This window comes from Psychrobacillus sp. 05T411 (assembly GCF_056396485.1).
Genome location: NZ_JBFTLO010000033.1, coordinates 12,876 through 32,402, shown reverse-complemented (window position 1 = coordinate 32,402; position 19,527 = coordinate 12,876). Strand labels below are relative to the sequence as shown.

At 36.7% G+C, this 19,527-nt stretch carries 16 protein-coding genes; 1 reads left to right on the top strand and 15 read right to left on the bottom strand.

Annotated features, from left to right (window positions below; all coding sequences use genetic code 11):
- Positions 1 to 318: 318 nt before the first annotated feature.
- The 12 genes from coaE to citZ form a co-directional block, all read right to left on the bottom strand.
- Positions 319 to 918 carry a dephospho-CoA kinase gene (gene coaE, locus AC1DFT_RS18225; protein WP_478160626.1) on the bottom strand — a complete coding sequence of 200 codons (600 nt, stop codon included), beginning with the start codon at positions 916 to 918 and terminating at the stop codon, positions 319 to 321.
- 12 nt (positions 919 to 930) lie between these two features.
- The gene (gene mutM, locus AC1DFT_RS18220) at positions 931 to 1,803 is read right to left on the bottom strand and encodes a bifunctional DNA-formamidopyrimidine glycosylase/DNA-(apurinic or apyrimidinic site) lyase (RefSeq protein ID WP_478160624.1); all 873 of its coding nucleotides are present in this window, start codon (positions 1,801 to 1,803) and stop codon (positions 931 to 933) included.
- Between the two features lie 12 nt (positions 1,804 to 1,815).
- Positions 1,816 to 4,443, bottom strand: coding sequence for a DNA polymerase I (gene polA / locus AC1DFT_RS18215; RefSeq protein WP_478160622.1), 2,628 nt, complete (start codon positions 4,441 to 4,443; stop codon positions 1,816 to 1,818).
- Positions 4,444 to 4,544: 101 nt separating this feature from the next.
- Positions 4,545 to 5,522 (bottom strand): protease modulator HflC, encoded by a 978-nt coding sequence (hflC, locus tag AC1DFT_RS18210; RefSeq protein WP_478160620.1) that lies wholly within the window; start codon positions 5,520 to 5,522, stop codon positions 4,545 to 4,547.
- Positions 5,522 to 6,502 (bottom strand): FtsH protease activity modulator HflK, encoded by a 981-nt coding sequence (gene hflK / locus AC1DFT_RS18205; protein ID WP_478160618.1) that lies wholly within the window; start codon positions 6,500 to 6,502, stop codon positions 5,522 to 5,524. Before hflK ends, hflC begins: the two co-directional genes overlap by 1 nt.
- Before the next feature lie 1,002 nt (positions 6,503 to 7,504).
- The gene (locus AC1DFT_RS18200; protein ID WP_478160616.1) at positions 7,505 to 8,719 is read right to left on the bottom strand and encodes a carboxylate--amine ligase; all 1,215 of its coding nucleotides are present in this window, start codon (positions 8,717 to 8,719) and stop codon (positions 7,505 to 7,507) included.
- Positions 8,720 to 8,730: 11 nt separating this feature from the next.
- Complete coding sequence (gene pnpS / locus AC1DFT_RS18195; RefSeq protein WP_478160614.1) at positions 8,731 to 10,266, bottom strand: two-component system histidine kinase PnpS; 1,536 nt, start codon at positions 10,264 to 10,266, stop codon at positions 8,731 to 8,733.
- Positions 10,266 to 10,979 carry a response regulator transcription factor gene (locus tag AC1DFT_RS18190; RefSeq protein WP_478160612.1) on the bottom strand — a complete coding sequence of 238 codons (714 nt, stop codon included), beginning with the start codon at positions 10,977 to 10,979 and terminating at the stop codon, positions 10,266 to 10,268. Before AC1DFT_RS18190 ends, pnpS begins: the two co-directional genes overlap by 1 nt.
- A gap of 62 nt (positions 10,980 to 11,041) precedes the next feature.
- Positions 11,042 to 11,488: a MaoC/PaaZ C-terminal domain-containing protein gene (locus AC1DFT_RS18185; protein WP_478160610.1), complete on the bottom strand. Its 447-nt coding sequence runs from the start codon at positions 11,486 to 11,488 to the stop codon at positions 11,042 to 11,044.
- Between the two features lie 95 nt (positions 11,489 to 11,583).
- Positions 11,584 to 12,522 carry a malate dehydrogenase gene (gene mdh, locus AC1DFT_RS18180; protein WP_478160608.1) on the bottom strand — a complete coding sequence of 313 codons (939 nt, stop codon included), beginning with the start codon at positions 12,520 to 12,522 and terminating at the stop codon, positions 11,584 to 11,586.
- 76 nt (positions 12,523 to 12,598) lie between these two features.
- Complete coding sequence (icd, locus tag AC1DFT_RS18175) at positions 12,599 to 13,864, bottom strand: NADP-dependent isocitrate dehydrogenase (RefSeq protein WP_478160606.1); 1,266 nt, start codon at positions 13,862 to 13,864, stop codon at positions 12,599 to 12,601.
- A gap of 80 nt (positions 13,865 to 13,944) precedes the next feature.
- The gene (gene citZ, locus AC1DFT_RS18170) at positions 13,945 to 15,060 is read right to left on the bottom strand and encodes a citrate synthase (protein ID WP_478160604.1); all 1,116 of its coding nucleotides are present in this window, start codon (positions 15,058 to 15,060) and stop codon (positions 13,945 to 13,947) included.
- 197 nt (positions 15,061 to 15,257) lie between these two features.
- On the opposite strand from citZ, the gene AC1DFT_RS18165 reads away from it, so the two are divergent.
- Positions 15,258 to 16,226 carry an AI-2E family transporter gene (locus AC1DFT_RS18165; RefSeq protein WP_478160602.1) on the top strand — a complete coding sequence of 323 codons (969 nt, stop codon included), beginning with the start codon at positions 15,258 to 15,260 and terminating at the stop codon, positions 16,224 to 16,226.
- Here the strand turns inward: AC1DFT_RS18165 and AC1DFT_RS18160 are convergent.
- The 3 genes from AC1DFT_RS18160 to pfkA all read right to left on the bottom strand — a co-directional run bounded on the left by AC1DFT_RS18160 (position 16,204) and on the right by pfkA (position 19,468).
- Positions 16,204 to 16,596 (bottom strand): FxsA family protein, encoded by a 393-nt coding sequence (locus tag AC1DFT_RS18160; protein WP_478160600.1) that lies wholly within the window; start codon positions 16,594 to 16,596, stop codon positions 16,204 to 16,206. The genes AC1DFT_RS18165 and AC1DFT_RS18160 overlap by 23 nt on opposite strands.
- A gap of 111 nt (positions 16,597 to 16,707) precedes the next feature.
- On the bottom strand, positions 16,708 to 18,468 hold the full coding sequence (gene pyk, locus AC1DFT_RS18155; RefSeq protein WP_478160598.1) for a pyruvate kinase: 1,761 nt from the start codon (positions 18,466 to 18,468) through the stop codon (positions 16,708 to 16,710).
- A 40-nt stretch (positions 18,469 to 18,508) separates the two neighbouring features.
- Positions 18,509 to 19,468, bottom strand: a complete 960-nt coding sequence (pfkA, locus tag AC1DFT_RS18150) for a 6-phosphofructokinase (RefSeq protein WP_478160596.1) — start codon at positions 19,466 to 19,468, stop codon at positions 18,509 to 18,511.
- Between the last annotated feature and the right edge of the window lie 59 nt (positions 19,469 to 19,527).

Below are 19,527 nucleotides of genomic sequence, written 5' to 3'. Positions count from 1 at the left end.
TGTTGGTCACGAAGGCGTTGCCACACGATGTGGCGTTCTTAGCCTTTGTTCCTCTGCCTGAGTAAGATGAGACTTCACAACGTACGCGCAAGCGGCGGTGAAGGCTCATCACTCACCCCACGGAAAGCGTCCGTCCTGCAGCGAAAATCCTAGCGGCCACTAGTCAACACACTACCACGCAGTATCCCTATATTGCGTACAATATAAAGAATGACATACCTTATGTTACTTGAAAAAATTATCCACATGTCTAAGTATCCTATGCATTAAAAAAGACCGAAGATATCTCGTTTTTCGAGTTGTCTTCGGTCTTTTATGCTAAGCGATCAGCACGTTCCAATCACTTAATATTTTTCTCAATTGTTGTTCTGTCGATTCTAGTGTTCCATTATTATAAATAACTGCGTCTGCTTCTTTTTCTTTTATCGATAACGGAAGCTGCGATTGGATTCTTGCTTTTGCTTCTTCTAGCGTAAAATTATTTCGAGCCATTAATCGCTCCAATTGCATTTCTTCTGTCACCGTTACTACTAATATTTTCTCTACATAGGATTGCAATTTACTTTCAAATAATAATGGGATATCCATGATAATTGTTGGATGACCATCTTTGAGAAGCTGCTCTTTTTGACGAAGCATTTCTGCACGAATGGCTGGATGGATAATATCATTTAATTGTTTTCGTTTAGAAGGGCTTGAAAAAATAATTTCCCCTAGTTTTCCCCGGTTTAAGGAACCATCTTCAGCAATGACTTCTTGTCCAAACACTTCCGTTATCATTTTTAGTGTTTTCGTTCCTTGTTCAACAACTACTCGAGCCACAATATCCGCATCTATAATGGGATATCCCAATGCTTTTAACATGTTCGACACAGTACTTTTTCCACTGGCAATACTTCCTGTTAAACCAATAATCATAACAATCCTCCCTTATTTCTGACATGTACCGCAATAAGTTGAGGTTCTGCCACCTATCGTTTTTTGCAACGTTTTCCGACCACAAATAGGACAATTCTTTTTACTATACATTTGTAATCGATTTTGCATATTGCCAGCTCCGCCATTAATAGTACGATAGTCCGAAATCGTACTTCCTCCATTTTCAATACTATCAAGTAGCACGATGACGATTTCATTAAATAACTGTATTTTTCTTTCTTTACTAATTCGTTTCACTTTTCGAGCTGGATGCATTCTCAACCTGAATAATGCTTCTGTCGCATAAATATTTCCGCAACCCGAAACGACATGCCCATCCATGATAAATTCCTTGATCGCTTTGTTTTCGTATTTTGGTAACATACTCATCGCCAAATAATGATCTAAAGCATCTTGGTCAAAAGGCTCTGGAGCCATTAACAATAATGGTGGATGATCTGCTTCGCGCTCTAATAAACGAAGCTCTCCGAATCGTCTAATGTCTGCATAGACGAGCATGTCCCCTTCCTCCAAATGGAAAATGACATGCGAATGCCGTATAAATTTGTCTTCCCCAATTTCATTCAAACTTCGAACATAAAACCAAGCACCGGACATCCCTAAATGGGAAACGAGTAAATGAGGAATGCCATCTTTCTGTAAATGAAAATAAATATATTTGGATCGTCTATCAATTCTTTCAATGGTCATTTGGGGCAGCGCTGCTCGGAACGCTTCTACATCTGCCCCTTTTATAATTGCTTCTTTGCCATTAGCTTTCGATGTGATAATCGTTTCGGAAACATCTACAGATTGAATGGTTTTACCCGTTGCAATTGGTCGTAAAGACCGTACGACCCCTTCCACTTCTGGTAATTCAGGCATATTCAAAACTCCTTACTTCGTTTCGTACCAAGAAGCACCGAATGCATAATCCACTTTCAATGGAACAAGTAATTGAATCGCAGTATCCATTACTTCTGGTACAATTTTTTCAAGTAATGCAATTTCTTCTTGTGGTGCTTCAAAAATTAATTCATCATGCACTTGTAAAAGCATCTTCGTTTGCATTTTTTCATCTTTCAAACGTTGTGCCATATCAATCATCGCTTTTTTAATAATATCTGCGGCACTTCCTTGGATTGGTGTATTCATCGCGGTGCGTTCAGCAAAGCTTCTTAGATTAAAATTAGAGCTTGTAATTTCAGGTAAATATCTTCTTCTATTTAAAATCGTCGTAACAAATCCTTTTTGTTTTGCCACGCGAATGATATCATCCATATATTCTTTTACACCTGGGAAGCTACTTAAATATTGCTCGATAAATGTTGCGGCTTCTTTTCGCGTAATGTCCAAGTTTTGCGATAAACCATAATCGCTAATACCATATACAATCCCGAAGTTAACTGCCTTTGCAGCACGACGCATATCCGATGTCACATCTTCTGCGTCTACATGGAAAACATCCATTGCCGTTTTTGTATGGATATCTAAGTCGTTATTAAATGCTTCAACTAGGTTTTTATCTTCTGACATATGTGCAAGTACACGAAGTTCGATTTGCGAGTAATCTGCAGCAAACATAACCCAATCAGGTTGCGATGGAACGAATGCTTTTCGAATTTTTCTACCTTCTTCTAAACGAACCGGTATATTTTGCAAGTTGGGATTAATCGAACTTAGGCGCCCTGTAGAAGTTAATGCTTGTTGGTAACGAGTATGGATTTTCCCATCTTCTTCATGAATTTCTTTTAATAGACCTTCAATATACGTAGAATTTAACTTTCCTAGTTGGCGATAATGAAGAATTTGTTCAATTATCTCATGTTCACTTGCTAACTTTTCCAGTACGTCTGCCGCTGTGGAATATCCTGTCTTTGTTTTCTTTATTGGAGTCAGCCCAATTTTTTCGAATAAAATTACACCTAATTGTTTCGGTGAATTAATATTGAATTTTTCTCCTGCAAGCGCATATATATCTTGCTCAATAGATTGCAGCTTTACTTCCAAATCATGTCCCATCTCGACAAGTATTTGTTTGTCCACTTTCACTCCGTCTGATTCCATTGTTCCGAGAATAGAGGCAAGCGGTAATTCCAACTCCTTATACAATGCGAATTGTTCATTTTCTTTTAGCTTTTCCTCTAAAGTCGGCTTTAATTGCCAAATCGCTTGCGCTTTTCGTGCCGCATGTTCTGCAAGTTTCTCCAGTTCCGGCGTCGATTTTTTCGCACCTTTGCCATATACGTTTTCGTCTGTCCAAACATTATAGTTTCCAAATTCTTTTGCAAGTGTGGATACATCGCCAGAAGAGATGGATTGATTAACAATATAAGCTGCTAATAATAAATCAAATTCTGCTCCTTGTATGCTGACGCCATGTTTTCTACTTACTGCCTGCGTCGCTTTTGAGTCGGACAAAAATTTCTGTTTCGAGTCATCCTCTAACCAAGCACAGAAGGCATCAGATTGAAATGCATTAGTCCCTTGTATGAAATAGGAATCATTACCATCGGATAAAGCAATTCCTAGTAATTCACTCGTATGATATTGTTCGTCATACATTTCGAAATGAACGGCCATCTGGTCTTTTAAATGAGAAGTGTTGACTTCCTCTAACACTTGATAATTTATTTGGGCAGTTTCTTGTTCTTCCACAACGTAATCGGATTTTTCTAAAAGCGTTTTAAAGGAAAGCTCTTTCCAAATCTCCACTACTTCTTCCATATTAGGTCCACTATATGTTAAATCAGTGATGGAAACTTCAATCGGTGCATTTGTTTCAATTGTAGCAAGTGTCTTGCTCATTTTCGCTTGTTCTTCGTTTGCTACTAATTTTTCTTTTAATTTTACGCCGCTAACTGTGTCCAACGCTTGATATAGATTTTCAACAGAGCCATGTTCTTTTAATAATTTGATCGCTGTTTTTTCTCCAACCCCAGGTACACCAGGGATATTATCGGAAGCGTCTCCCATTAGACCTTTCATATCGATAATTTGAAGCGGAGTAAGTCCATATTTTTCTTCCACATGGGCAGGTGTATATTTTTCAATGTCGGTAATACCTTTACGGGTAATATAAACAGTCGTGCGGTCCGTTGCTAACTGCGTCAAGTCTTTGTCTCCTGATACTATAACTACTTGCTGACCATTTGCATCTGCTTGTTTACTAAGTGTCCCGATAATATCGTCCGCTTCATACATTTCCAACTCATATCGTTTAATCCCATAGGCATCAATGAGTTTTCGAACATAAGGGAATTGCTCGGACAGTTCAGGTGGCGTTTTCTGTCTTCCACCCTTGTATTCACCAAAAGTAGAGTGACGAAAAGTCGTTTTCCCCGCATCAAATGCTACGAGCATATGAGTAGGATTTTCTTCTTCCATAATTTTTTGCAACATTAGTGTAAAACCATAAACCGCATTTGTATGTATGCCATGTTCATTTGTTAATAATGGTAATGCAAAAAACGCTCTGTACGCGAGACTGTTCCCATCCAATAAAAGAATTTTTTCGTTTGCCATTAAAGTTCACTCCTTCGATTTACCATGCATCTCATTTTAAAAAATAAAATCGTCATTCCCTATATCTTACCATGATAGTAAGGGGAATGACGATTCATATACTATTCTAAGTAACCAGATAGAATTTTTGCATAAGGAGAGTCAGATGGAATAATAATCATCGAATCTTCTCCAATCGTTCGCTTATAAGATTCAAGCGTCCGGTAAAGAGAATAGAACTCCGGATCTTTAGAGAAACTATCGTTGTATATTTTTGCAGCCTCCGCATCGCCTTCTGCAGCAATCTTTGCAGCGTCTTTTTTGGCAGTCGCAAGCATCTCTCTTACTTGGCGATCTGTGTCTGCTTCAATACGACGTTTATCTGCATCACCTGTAGATAAAAACTTTTGTGCAATACTTTGTCTCTCCGAAATCATCTCATTGTATACAGATTGCTCGTTTTCTTCCGGTAAGTCTGTTCGTTTAATACGAACATCTATTACTTCTATACCGTATTTATCTTTTTGAAGCAGTTCATTTACATGCTTTGTAATCTGATCATTTAAACTTCCTCGGGAAGAATTTTCATCATTGATTATCTCGTTATAGTTTAATTGACCAAGTTCTGAACGTACAACGGAATAGATGAATTCTTCCATTCTTGAGCCCGCATTTATTAAATTACCAGCATTCGAAATCATCTCTTTTGCGTTCGTAACTCGCCAAACCGCATAATTATCAATAATAATTCGACGTTTATCTTTCGTGTTAATCTCCGCTTCTGATAATTTGTAGTACATTTGATATTTAGGAACGGTAGTAACACTTTGAATAAATGGTATTTTCATATGCAATCCTGGTGTATCTTTAATATCCTTAATCTCACCGAACTGACGAACTACTTTGAAGTCTCCTTCTTTTACAACATAAATGTTTGCAAAAGCAATTACAATTACGACAAATACAACGAAAATAGCGATAAATGACTTTGTATATTTCTTATAATCTATCGGTGTTTTTTCTTTTTTGGGTTTCTTCTTATTTTGTGTGGCTTTAAATTTATCTTCTAAATTGGAAAATGGATTATGATTATCCGCCATTATTGTCCACTCCCTTCTTCTGTTTCTGTAGCCGCTGGTGTAGTTGATTGTTTATTTGATTCCATTGGTTGAAGCGGCAAGTACTTCATCGTCCCACCATCATCATTCATAATGTAAATCTGCGCATTTGGTAAGACCGCATCAAGTGTCTCCATCACAAGTCGCTGTCTCGTTATCTCTTTATTGTTTGCATATTCTGCGTAAAGCTTATTAAATAACTCTACATCTCCGAGCGCTTGTTGAATACGGGCTGTTTTATATCCAGCTGCTTCCGATTTGATGGCATCTACTTCCCCTTCTGCCTCGCTCATTTTTTGATTCACATATTTCTCAGCTTGGTTTACTTTGGTGTTCTTTGTTTCTTCTGCATCCGTTACAGCAGTAAAAGCAGATCGTACTTCCGCATTTGGTAACTCTACGTCTTGTAGTTTTACAGTAAGTACTGTAATTCCAATCTCATATTTATCTATTAACGAGCCTAATAGTTCAACCGTATCAGCTTCAATTTGCGCTTTTCCGGATGTTAAAGCGTCGTCAATTTTGGAGTTTCCAATAATCGATCGAATTGAGGCAGACGTTGCATCATGCAATAAATCTTGAGGACTTTCGGAGTTAAATAGGTAAGCTTTTGGATCTGTAATCTTCCACTGTACAACTAAATCCGTTAAGACAATATTATCGTCACCAGTGATCATTTTTATATCTTTATCAAAAGTTTCGGTAATTTCTCCATCAGGTGTTTGCTGATAGCCAAATTGCAGACTAAAAGTTTCTTTTGATAATTTTTCTACTTTTTGAATGGGCCAAGGCATTTTAAATTTTAGACCTGATTCTGTAATTGGGTCACCTGCTTCCCCAAATGTAATAACAATTGCTTGTTCTGATTCGTCTACTGTGTACCAAGATGTAAATACAGCAGATAATAAAATGATTCCGATGATTGAAGCAACAATGATCGATACTAATCTCTTTGTACTCATCGTTTATCCCCTTTCTATATGTATAGTTCTTTTACGGAGTAACGACCCATTTGGTTTCAAAAATAAAAAAATGGTGCCAACAAGGGATAGTTTTCATAGTTTAGAGATACTGCGACGTAGTGCGTTGAATAAAGTATCCGCTGTGATTTTCGCTACAGTCGTACGCTTTCCGCCGGGTGAGCGATGAGCCATCCCCGCCGCCCTTAGGCGTACGTTGGGATGTCTCATTTTGCTCACTTAACCGGTAGGAGTCGACGCCTGTAGCGAAAATCAAAAGAAATCGCCCAATTATCCATACCATCCCATTAAAAAACAAAATTTCAACTAGTTTTTTTATTGCATGCATCCAGTAAATGGCATAGGGCAACCAACCGATGACTGGGAGCAACCAGTTCTACTACGAAAGCAACTAAATCAGCGCGAGAGCAACCAAAATACCTGTGAAAGCAACCAATTCTCAAAATAGCAAGTGTACTTGATGTGAGACAACTATAATTCCGACCTATTATAGGAATTATATGTCTTATAGCCAGTCGAACTCGCCATGCTACATCTGCTAGAATAGTTTGCCGTGTTCTGCAGTCTTATTGTCGCGTTCAACCATTTATTGTTAATATGGGATCTCAATTATTGAGCAATTACCATTGATTTTCGTGAAAGGATGGCGACTCCTGCCGGATGAGTGAGCAGATGAGACTTCACATCGCACGCGCTAGCGTCGGTGAAGGCTCATCGCTCACCCGGCGGAAAGCGTCCATCCTGAAGCGAAAATCATAGCGGTCACTAGTCAACGCACTACGTCGCAGTTTCCCTATAATGTGCTTAATGAAAAGAAACTCTCTTTCCTTATATGGAGAAAGTTATCAAATAACATTAATTTCCTAGAAAATAAAAAAAGCTAGCTGAGCGCTAGCTTTTTTCAGGTAAATCGTTTGGAAAAGGGGTCTATTTAAATGTAACAGATGATTGTAAATCTATTATGAATATATTGTAAATTTTTACTTACCAATTATTATTTTTATATTTTTTATAATAATTAAACTGGCGAGCAATTAAATAAAATTTTCGTGTGAAACTTGTATCGTTTTTATAAAATAATGGATTTCCCCATTTTCCCGTTCTCAACAAATGTCTAACTTCCCTTTGGATCTCTTTATTATCGACAAACTTCTTCAGCACGATCTTCGGCACTACCGTGAATAGAAAATGTTCATTTAATAATGTCAGCGGTTTTGCTTTATTATAAATTACATCATCCACAAAATATCTTGCCATATTATGACCAAGCGCGGTCGTATAATAACTTGAGCGTCCTTGACGAATATTCACTTCAAACACTTTAAATTTACCATCACGTTCATCAAACTTCAAATCAAAGTTGGCAAACCCTACATAGCCTACTGCTTCTAAAAAATGTTGAAGCTTTTTCATTAAATCTTCGTTATATCTCGTAATAAGTGCCGTATAGTTTCCAATTGCAGTGACTGTATGTTCTTGCAGCACAACTTGTGCAAGTGTACTTAACTGCGCTTTTCCCTTGGAGTTCATATAAAAAACAGAATCCCACATATACGTATCATCACCAGGAATATAGTCTTGAATGATTAAATCTTCCATATAACCACTAGCATTCACTTTGTTTATGACATCATTCAGTTCTTCCCGTGTTTCTACACGATATACTTTTTGTTGCCCTGGGAATTTATTTTTATAATATTGAACACCATTACTTGGTTTAATGATTAAAGGAAATAACACTTCTTCTGTAAAAGGTTCTTTCTTGGTACAAGAATAATAATATGTTTTTGGTGCATCGATTCCATGCTCTTCGCAAAGTTTATAAAAATTCGATTTCACAAGCAGATTATTCATTAACTCTTCTGACATATAGTTAAATACATACATTTCTTTTAACGCTTTCGCATTTTCAATAATTAGTCGGACATAAAAATCATTTGTTCCGATTAACAGTAACTGCTTACCTGCCGTTTTATATTTCTTCGCCACTTCCGTTAAAACAGTGACAAATGCAGCTTTATCCCATAAGTTTGGATGAATTTCAATATGTTCAATGACACTGCTCCATTTGGTAAAGGACATTTCTTCCTTTCCGACTAAAATTGGCTTTATACTATATTCCTCATGAAATGAGATAGCCATATTATAAGCATTCATATCTGTCCCCACAATGATTGGGATAAAAGGTTCGTTATTCATATTTACCTCCATTAACTTTTCACAAGTGGAATGTACACTATAAAACATGTACCTTTACCAACTTCACTTTCAACTTCTATTAACCCATGATGCGCCTCAACTAAATGCTTTACAATCGCTAGGCCTAAGCCTGTACCACCTGAGTTTCTACTTCGCGCACGATCTACACGATAAAAACGTTCAAATATTCGACTAATCTCTTTTTTACTAATTCCAATTCCTTCGTCTTGAATACGGAATATACCATACTTTTCATTTTTGAAAATGGAAATATGTAAAGTTGTATGATCGGGTGAATACGTAATGGCATTTGTCACTAGATTCATCAGAATTTGCATTAAACGATTGGAATCTCCCAACACTCTGACCGAGTCTTCTACCTTTAGCACCAACTCTATTTCTTTTTCCTCTAAAAGATGTGAAGCCATTTCCAAACATCGATTTAATACGTCATTCAATTTTACATCATGCAAGTTAACTTCATACCCTACTTGCTCTACTTTGGAAAGGTCTAACAAATCGGTTATAAGCATTTGCAATCTATTACTTTCTTTATGAATAATTTCTAAAAAAGAAAGTAAAGTTTCTTCATTTTTGTAAGCTCCATATAATAAGGTTTCCGAAAATCCTTTAATAGAAGTTACCGGTGTTTTTAGTTCATGTGATACATTTGCCACAAAATCTTTTCGAACTTGCTCTAATTTCACAAGCTCTGTAATATCGTGCATTACTACTACAATACCTAACCATCTTCCATGTTCTCCTATTACAGGGGCACCGTAAGCATCCTTATAATAAGTATGTAGATTACGTTTAATTTTAATTTGTTCACGGTATGAAGACTCTGTTAAAAATAATTTATTGATAAAATCTTCTATTTGATCCGGAAGTCCAATTTTACGAAAAAGTTTACCATCAATATTTTCTAAAGTTATTTGTAATTGCTCCAAAAATGATCGATTCACAATCGTAACAAGTCCATTTCGATCAATCATTATTAAGGCACTACCCATGTTCTCGATTAATGTTTTTAATCGCTCTTTTTCCGTTTCACGCATAACCGAAATATCATGTAAATTGCGTGCTAAAATATTGATAGAATTACTTAATGCAGACATCCCAGAAAAATCATCTTCAAAAGCGCGAATACGATAATTTCCTCTTGCAAGTTCCATTGCAGTTTCTGTTAAATGTTCTATCGGTTGAGCATACTTTTTAAATATATTAGAACCTAAAAACAAAGCAATTAGAAAAGTAGCTAATAATATAAAAAATAAAAATAACCAAAGCGAATTTTGCTCATTTGCGATTTCCTGATGTTGAAAAGTAGAATTTAATAGTTGCTTTATATTCGCTTGTTCTTCAACTGAAAGTTCTGTTTCAACTAAATACTCGGATACTTGTTCCATTTTTGAGTCGATTAAAATAACAGTGGAATGATCAACAAAAACAGGATAAAGTTGCCCAAGAACAAGTCCAAGACTAGCCAATATTAATCCAATTACTATAGAATACGTTCGTAATATTTTGGATTGAAATCTTTTCATTACGATTTTGGTTCCTCGAATTTATATCCTAGACCTCGAATCGTTTTGATGAAAATTGGTTTTCTACTATTTTCTTCGATTTTATCTCGTAAATGGCTAACATGAACATCGACTATTCGCGTATCTCCTGCAAAATCATAGTTCCATACAGCGCTTAATAATTGGTCACGTGTAAGTACTCTATTTTTGTTTTCAATTAAGTACACAAGTAATTCAAATTCTTTCGGTGTAAACTCTATAGGTTCATCATTTAAAAGTACTTCAAATCGCTCTGGATAAATGTGCAATGGTCCAAATGAGTACATTTCTTCTTTCTGTTTTACTTCATTCATCTGATGCTCGGTAGAAATCGTGGAACGTCGTATCATCGCTTTTACACGAGCAGTTACTTCACGTGGGCTAAATGGTTTTGTCATGTAATCATCTGCCCCCAATTCAAGACCAAGCACTTTATCAAACTCTTCATCTTTTGCAGTCAGCATAATAATAGGTGTTTGAATTTTTTTAATGCGAAGCTCTTTACATACTTCCATTCCGTCCATATGTGGTAACATCCAATCTAATACGATGACATCTGGAGTTTCTTCTATTGCAAGATTCAAACCTTCTAAACCATCATTTGCAGTAATGACGTCAAAACCTGCTTCTTCTAGATTATATTTTAATAATGTTACGATTGAGCTTTCATCATCCACGACTAATACTTTTTTCATTTATATGCCTCCAAAGTTGATTTGAAACCCCCATTCCAAATCATTTAACTTTAAATGTCGATTTACTGTTCGATTGTCGGTGGGTTCACGTAAAAAGTACCAGCCAACACTACATTATTCTGTTCATCTTTAGCAGTAACAGAAATTACTACTCCATTTGCGTCTAGATCAATCTCTATTATTTCAAACTTAAACTTCAAGGTTGAATAGTGGTAAGCAGGCGCTAGAAAGCTGATATTTTGTTTGGTTATGTACGATCCAGGACCAGGAAGGTATTTGGAGATAGCAGCTGTTATAATGCCCATTAACATAATTGGTGGGACAATCGGTTTTGCATAAATTGTTTTGGAAGCAAAATCATGCTGAATATATAAAGGATTATTATCATTTGTTAACCCTAAATATAGAAGTAAATCTTTATCTTCTATTTTTTCAGTAATGGTTAATTTTTCACCAACAATTAAATCGTTTATACTTCTACCCTTTTTCTGTATTTTACCCAATAACAAAATTTCATCCTCCCATCAATTAGTTATATCTATCTTAACAATAAGTGCAAAAAAAATCGAGCGGGTTTCCCACGCTCGACTAATATTATCGTGAATTATACTAAAACTTTCATAACGGCTTTGACAGAGTCAGCAGATTTGCTTAATAATCCTTTTTCTTCCTCTGTTAACTCAAGCTCAATAATTTTCTCGATGCCGCCTGCACCAAGTACAGTTGGAACGCCCAGATAAATTCCATCCATCCCATATTCGCCTTCTAAATAAGCGATTGATGGTAATACACGTTTTTGATCTTTCAGAATCGCTTCAGCCATTTCAACTAGTGCAGCTGCTGGGGCATAGTAGGCAGAACCGTTTCCTAGAAGGTTAACTATTTCCGCGCCACCTTTACGGGTGCGATCAACAATCTCTTCTAAACGTGCAGCGTCAATCAGCTTTTCTAATGGAATTCCACCAGCATAGGAATATCTTACTAATGGGACCATATCATCGCCGTGTCCCCCAAGAACAAAACCAGTTACATCTTTAACAGATAAGTTTAATTCTTGCGCTACAAACGTGCGGAAGCGAGCTGTATCCAGAACGCCAGATTGTCCGATTACACGTTCTTTTGGCAATCTTGATTCTTTATATACAGTATAAGTCATCGCATCTACCGGATTTGTTAAGACGATGATTGTTGTATTTGGGGAATATTTTACGATTTCGCTTGTTACAGCTTTCATGACTTTTTGGTTTGTTTGAACTAAGTCGTCACGGCTCATACCCGGTTTACGTGCAATACCTGCAGTAATAATGACAACATCCGAATCTTTTGTATCTTCGTAGTTAGAAGTACCGATGATATTAGCATCAAAACCTTGTACCGGACCTGCTTCTGCCATATCTAAAGCTTTTCCTTTTGTCGGGTTTTCCGCTTGTGGAATATCTACAAGTACAATATCTCCAAGTTCCTTTTGAGCAAGTAAGAATGCCGTTGTGGCTCCAGTGAATCCGCCGCCGATAACTGAGATTTTACTTCTTTTCAATGTCATTAGAAAACGCTCCTTTGTTCTATAATAAAAGGAAGGGAAAAATTCCCTTCCTAACAAACCAAAATTCATTTTCAAATTACATGTTTTTAATTAGCACATCTGCGAACTCAGAACATTTCACTTCTGTCGCTCCGTCCATTAGACGAGCAAAGTCATAAGTTACAACTTTAGAAGCAATTGATTTTTCCATTGAGTCCGTGATTAGTTTTGCAGCTCCATTCCAACCTAGGTGCTCAAGCATTAATACACCTGAAAGGATTACAGAAGATGGGTTTACTTTATCAAGACCTGCATATTTTGGAGCTGTCCCGTGAGTTGCTTCGAAAATAGCATGTCCAGTTACGTAGTTAATATTAGCTCCAGGAGCAATACCAATACCACCAACTTGAGCAGCAAGTGCATCAGAAATATAGTCACCGTTTAAGTTCATCGTAGCAACTACATCGAACTCTTTTGGACGAGTTAAGATTTGTTGTAAGAAGATATCAGCGATTGAATCTTTAACTAAGATTTTACCAGCTGCAAGTGCATCCGCTTGTGCTTTGTCAGCAGCTTCAGTTCCTTGCTCTTCTTTAATTTGATCGTATTGGTTCCAAGTGAATACTTTATCACCGAATTCTTGCTCAGCAACTTCGTAACCCCAATTTTTGAAAGCACCTTCAGTGAATTTCATAATATTCCCTTTATGAACAAGCGTTAAAGATTCGCGACCTTCTTTAATAATATAGTTAAGTGCAGCGCGAACTAAACGTTTAGTACCTTCTTCAGAAACTGGTTTAATACCAATACCAGAAGTTTCAGGGAAACGGATTTTGTTAACACCCATTTCATCTTGAAGGAAATTGATAAGTTTTTTCACTTCATCCGAACCTTTTGCATATTCAATACCTGCATAAATATCTTCTGTGTTCTCACGGAAAATAACCATGTCAGTATCTTCTGGACGTTTTACTGGAGAAGGAACACCATTGAAATAACGAACTGGGCGTAAGCATGTATATAGATCAAGTTCTTGACGTAATGCTACGTTTAATGAACGAATACCACCACCGATTGGTGTTGTAAGTGGTCCTTTAATAGCGATTAAATATTCTTTAATAACGTCTAAAGTTTCTTGTGGTAACCATTCGCCAGTTTGATCAAATGCTTTTTGACCAGCAAGTACTTCTTTCCACTCAATTTTCTTTTCACCATTATATGCTTTTTCAACTGCCGCTTCTAAAACGCGTGAAGCTGCTGCCCAAATGTCAGGACCAGTCCCGTCTCCTTCGATGAAAGGAATAATTGCTGTGTTAGGTACGTTAAGTACTCCGTTTTCTACAGTGATTTTACCAGTTGTCATTTTATCATTTCCTCCTACAATATCTATAATGCTATCAACTTAAATAAGTTGCTTTAGCTAAATTTTTTAGAACTATACGATTATCTTTCCTCAATAGGAATATATTTTTGCATACCAGGTCCGACATAATCTGCGCGAGGTCGGATTAAGCGGTTGTTAGCGTATTGCTCAAGAATATGTGCTGTCCAACCAGACACACGGGATACTGCAAAAATAGGTGTGAATAGATCATGGTCAATGTTTAAAGAATGATATACTGATGCAGAGTAGAAATCTACGTTAGGTGGTAAATTCTTTTGTCCAGTAACGATTTCTTCAATACGAATCGACATATCATATAATTTTGACTCACCGTTAAGTGTAGTAAGTTTTTTAGACATTTCACGCAAGTGTTTGGCACGTGGATCTCCTTGACGATAAACGCGGTGACCAAAGCCCATAATTTTCACTTTGTTTTCTAATTTTTCGTTTATATACTTGTCCACATTATCAACTGAACCAATTTCAGTTAACATTTTCATTACTTGCTCATTAGCCCCACCATGAAGTGGACCTTTTAAAGCACCAATCGCCGCTACAACACCTGAATACATATCGGAAAGCGTAGCTACACAAACACGTGCAGTAAATGTAGATGCATTTAACTCATGGTCTGCATGCAGTACAAGTGCTTTATCAAATGCTTCCACTTCGATATCTTTTGGAAGTTCGCCAGAAAGCATGTACAAGAAGTTTGCAGCATAACCAAGATCTGTTCTTGGTGCAACTGGTTCCAAGCCTTTACGAACACGAGAAAATGCTGTAACTAATGTGGAAATTTTTGCTTGTAATTGAATGGCTTTTAAATAATTAGCCTCATCAGACATATCTTCTGCAGCGTCATCATATAATGCTAGCATGGATACGGCAGTTCTTAGAGCGGACATAGGGTGAACTTTATCAATTGGATACGTTTTGAAATGATTTAAAACTTCTTGAGGAACAGCCATATTATCAGCTAATTGTTGTTTTAGTTCCGCTAGCTCTTCTGCTTTTGGAAGGCGTTTTTGCCATAATAAATACACTACTTCTTCAAAGCTTGCATTTGTTGCTAAATCGTCAATATTGTAGCCAACGTATGTAAGCGTGTCATCAATAATAGAACTGATGGCAGTCTCTGCAGCTACAACACCTTCTAAACCACGAGTTGTTGTCATTTCGAAATCTCCCCTTCTACAGTATAATAATTCGCCACCTTTAATCGTTGAACGAAGAATCATCTGCATTAATTATGTACCTATTAATCCTTACAATCCTAGTATAATCATATTTGGCGATTTTGTGAATGAAAACGCTTAAAATTATTAAAAAATAATGTTTCTTTCTCCTAATATTTTGAAAAGAATGGATGAAAATGATTACTCTACAAATAAATAAGAAAGAAATTAGCTCTCTTTGGATACCACTTGGAATAATTATACTAATTTTAGTCGTTGCTTATCCTTTATCTATAGCAATTATATGTGGCTATTTTTTATATCCGATTACAAATTTCTTTCACAAAAATGTAAAACTTCCAATTGCTTTAAGTGTATTGTTAACAGAGGCACTTATATTGTCTAGTTTTATATTATTTCTAGTTGTTATTGTACAAGCTCTCCTAGATCTTCTTCCACTTGTACACGAACATGTTATGTTATTACCTTTTGTCGAACTGAAAGAACATCCCATTTTCGTATTTTTTGAAGGAAAGTTTCAACACTTATTAAACAAAGTTTTGAATGATCTATTATTAAACTTGACAAATTTACCTTCTTATTTTTTCGAAGTTCTTTTATTTAGCATTGGTTTATTTTTTTCTTTATATGAATCGATGAAAGATCGCCATTGGTTTCTTGTTTACTTCCCTAAAAAAGCACGAGCTTTCTCTCAAAGAGCGTTAAAAAAATCATCTGGTGTGATGAATAAATTTATTTCAGTAGAGTTAAAACTTTTTTTATTAACCTTTGTACTTTTATCGATGGGCTTTCAATTATTAGGTTTACATAACCCTGTAAAATATGCTTTTCTTGTATCGTTGGTGGATAGTATTCCTTTTTTAGGAACTGGGATTATACTCATACCACTTAGTGTTTACTTTTTCCTAATGGAGCAACGAATGGCCGGGATAATCGTTCTGCTATTATATATTTTCGTTCAGTTAACTAGGCATATCGTAGAGAACGTGCTTTGGTCCTCCTCTATGCAAATAAAGGCTGTCCACGTATTCTTTCTAAGCGCGGCAGCCATTTTAATCTTTGGGTTTATAGGGATATTATTTAGCCCTTTCATTTATTTGATCGCAAATAAATGGGAGAGCCTTATGAAGACTTCATCACGATAACTTGACCATTTTTCATCTTTTTACGAATCCAACGGTATAGTAGAGGTTTAAACAAGTTCCTAGTAGGGGCGAATAATAACATAAAGCCGAGGATATCAGATATAAAACCAGGCAATATGACTAAGATGGAACCAATAAAGACAAAGATTCCATTAATAGCAGCTTCCCCTGGAGCCTGACCATTTTTAATATTATCCGAAACTTCTCGGAAAGCTCTTAATCCTTGTTTTTTGGCAAAGTAAGCACCGATAACTCCACTTGCTAAAATTAAGAGAAGCGTAAAGCCAGCTCCAATAGTTTTGCCGGATAAGAGTAGTATATATAACTCTATAGCTGGAATTACAATGATAAGACCTATTATCCATTTCATAAATTCACCTTCCTGAGAAAAGCTTAAGCGCCTATTTCTGTCCCGACAGGTAAGGCGCTGGAGCTAGACTCCCTAGAATAATTGCCCCACCCTAATTGGTGAGGCAATTTTTTATATGATGCTTGCGTGACCGTGGTAAATAGCGCCACTTATAGCATCTATCGTTAACTCTTGACCATCTTTTATCAGTTTAGTTGCATTTTCTACACCTACGATGACTGGAATTCCTAAACTTAGTCCTACAACGGCTGCATGACTAGTTAAACCGCCTTCTTCTGTTATAAGACCTTTACACGTTTCAATACTTGGTACCATATCACGATCAGAACCAATTGTAACAATAATACTATTCGTTGTATCTTGTCCTATTAACTCTTGAGCATTATGCACAACAATTGCTTTTCCATGAGCAGAAGATTTGCCAATTCCTTGCCCTTTAGCAACTTTGTCACCAATTACATGTACTTTCATCAAGTTCGTTGTTCCAGCTTCACCTACTGGAACCCCTGCAGTAATAACAACTAAATCACCATGAGTTACATACTCATGGACAATACTTTCTTCGATTGCTATTTCTAACACTTCGTCCGTTGAATATGCTTTTTTCCCAACGATTGGGTAAACGCCCCACACAAGAGAAAGCTTTCTAGAAGGAAGATTAGACGATGTTACTGCAATAATTGGAACTCCCGGTCTGAATTTAGCAATCATTTTAGCCGTATGGCCGCTTTCTGTTGGGGCAATAACTGCTTTTACTTTTAAGTTAATTGCGGTATGTGCAACAGCTTGTCCAATTGCATCTGTTAAGTTTACTTCACGTGCTTTACTTAACTTGGATACATGAGCACGATAGTCAATTGCATTTTCTGTTCTTTTTGCAATTTTATCCATTGTTTGAACAGATTCTACTGGATAAAAACCAGCCGCTGTTTCACCTGAAAGCATAATTGCATCTGTTCCGTCCAAAATTGCATTTGCAACATCACTAGCTTCCGCACGCGTTGGTCTTGGGTTACGTTGCATGGAGTCTAGCATTTGGGTTGCAGTAATAACAGGTTTTCCTGCTTCATTACATTTTTTTATAAGACTTTTTTGTACTAAAGGAACTTCTTCAGCCGGAATTTCTACACCAAGATCTCCCCTTGCAACCATTAAACCATCTGATACTTGAATAATTTCATCAATATTATCGACGCCTTCTTGATTTTCAATTTTTGGGATAATTTGAATATGGGAACCATTATTATTTTCAAGCAATTCTCTAATTTCTAGTACATCCTTCGCACGTCGAACAAAAGAAGCCGCGACGAAATCTACATCTTGCTCAATTCCAAAAAGAATATCTTTCGCATCTTTCTCTGTTATTCCAGGCAATTGTACAGAAACTCCTGGTACATTTACACCTTTATTGTTTTTTAACGTACCTGCATTTTGAACATAGGTAGAAATAACGCCATCAGTTGTATTAATATTTGTTACGATTAACTCGATTAAACCATCATCCAGTAAAATAATAGAACCTTCTTGGACATCTTCTATAAGTTTTTCATATGAAATAGAAAAACGTTCGCTATTACCTAAAACTTCTGTCATGGAAATATCAACTGTTTGTCCAGTTGTCAATTCAATTGCATCATTCTCCATTTTATGAGTTCGAATTTCGGGTCCTTTTGTATCTAATAGAATACCTACAATTTTCCCTACTTTTTTAGACACTTCTCTAATAGTTTTAATCCTAGCAGCATGTTCTTCATGGCTTCCGTGGGAAAAGTTTAATCGTGCTACGTTCATCCCAGCCTCGATTAGCTTTTCTAACATTTCCTCCGATTCACTTGCAGGTCCAATTGTACAAACTATTTTCGTTTTTCTCATCGTCCAAGTCCTTTCTATGTAGAAGAATTATTTGTTTGTTTTAGATAGATAATTCTTTTGATAATTGATACATATTTTCATCGAATAATTCGCTTTTCTCAAATGCTTCATTCATATCATAGTCTACCACTCGATGATTCCGTATGCCAACAGCTCGTCCTCCGGAACCAGCTATTAGTACTTCTACAGCCCTTGCACCGAACATACTTGCGAGTACTCTGTCACGACCTGTAGGAGAACCGCCACGCTGAATATGACCTAAAACCGATACGCGTGTTTCAATATTCGCATGCTCCATTAGATTCGCCGCAAATTCTGAACCACTCATGACACCTTCTGCCACGATAATAATACTATGTTTTTTGCCTCGGGATGTACCACTTTTTAAACGTTCCACGACTTCTTCCATATTCATCTTTACTTCCGGAATTATAATGGTCTCTGCTCCACCTGCTAAACCAGCCCACAAAGCTAGATCTCCCGCATCTCTTCCCATTACTTCTACTATAAATGTTCGGTCGTGTGAAGTCGCAGTATCTCGAATTTTATCGATACAGTCGATTACCGTATTAAGTGCCGTATCGAAACCAAGCGTGTAGTCTGTTCCTGGAATATCATTGTCAATCGTTCCAGGTATTCCAACACATGGAAAACCTTGTTTCGTTAACGTCATCGAACCACGATAGGAACCATCTCCGCCGATAATAACAAGACCCTCGATCCCGTTTGCTTTTAATTGCTCAATCGCTTTTTGTTGACCTTCTTCTGTTCGAAATTCTGGACATCTTGCAGAAAAAAGCTTCGTTCCACCCCTTTGAATAATATCACCAACGGAACCTAAATTTAACACTTCCATATTTCCATCGATTAAGCCTTGATATCCATGAAAGATCCCAACTACTTCGAGTCCCTCGTAAATTGCTTTTCTTACTACAGCACGTATTGCAGCATTCATCCCAGGAGCGTCTCCACCACTCGTTAATACACCTATACGCTTCACAATGGTTCCTCCAAACTTTTAAATTTGATAATTCCATCTTATCATGAATGGACCCAAAA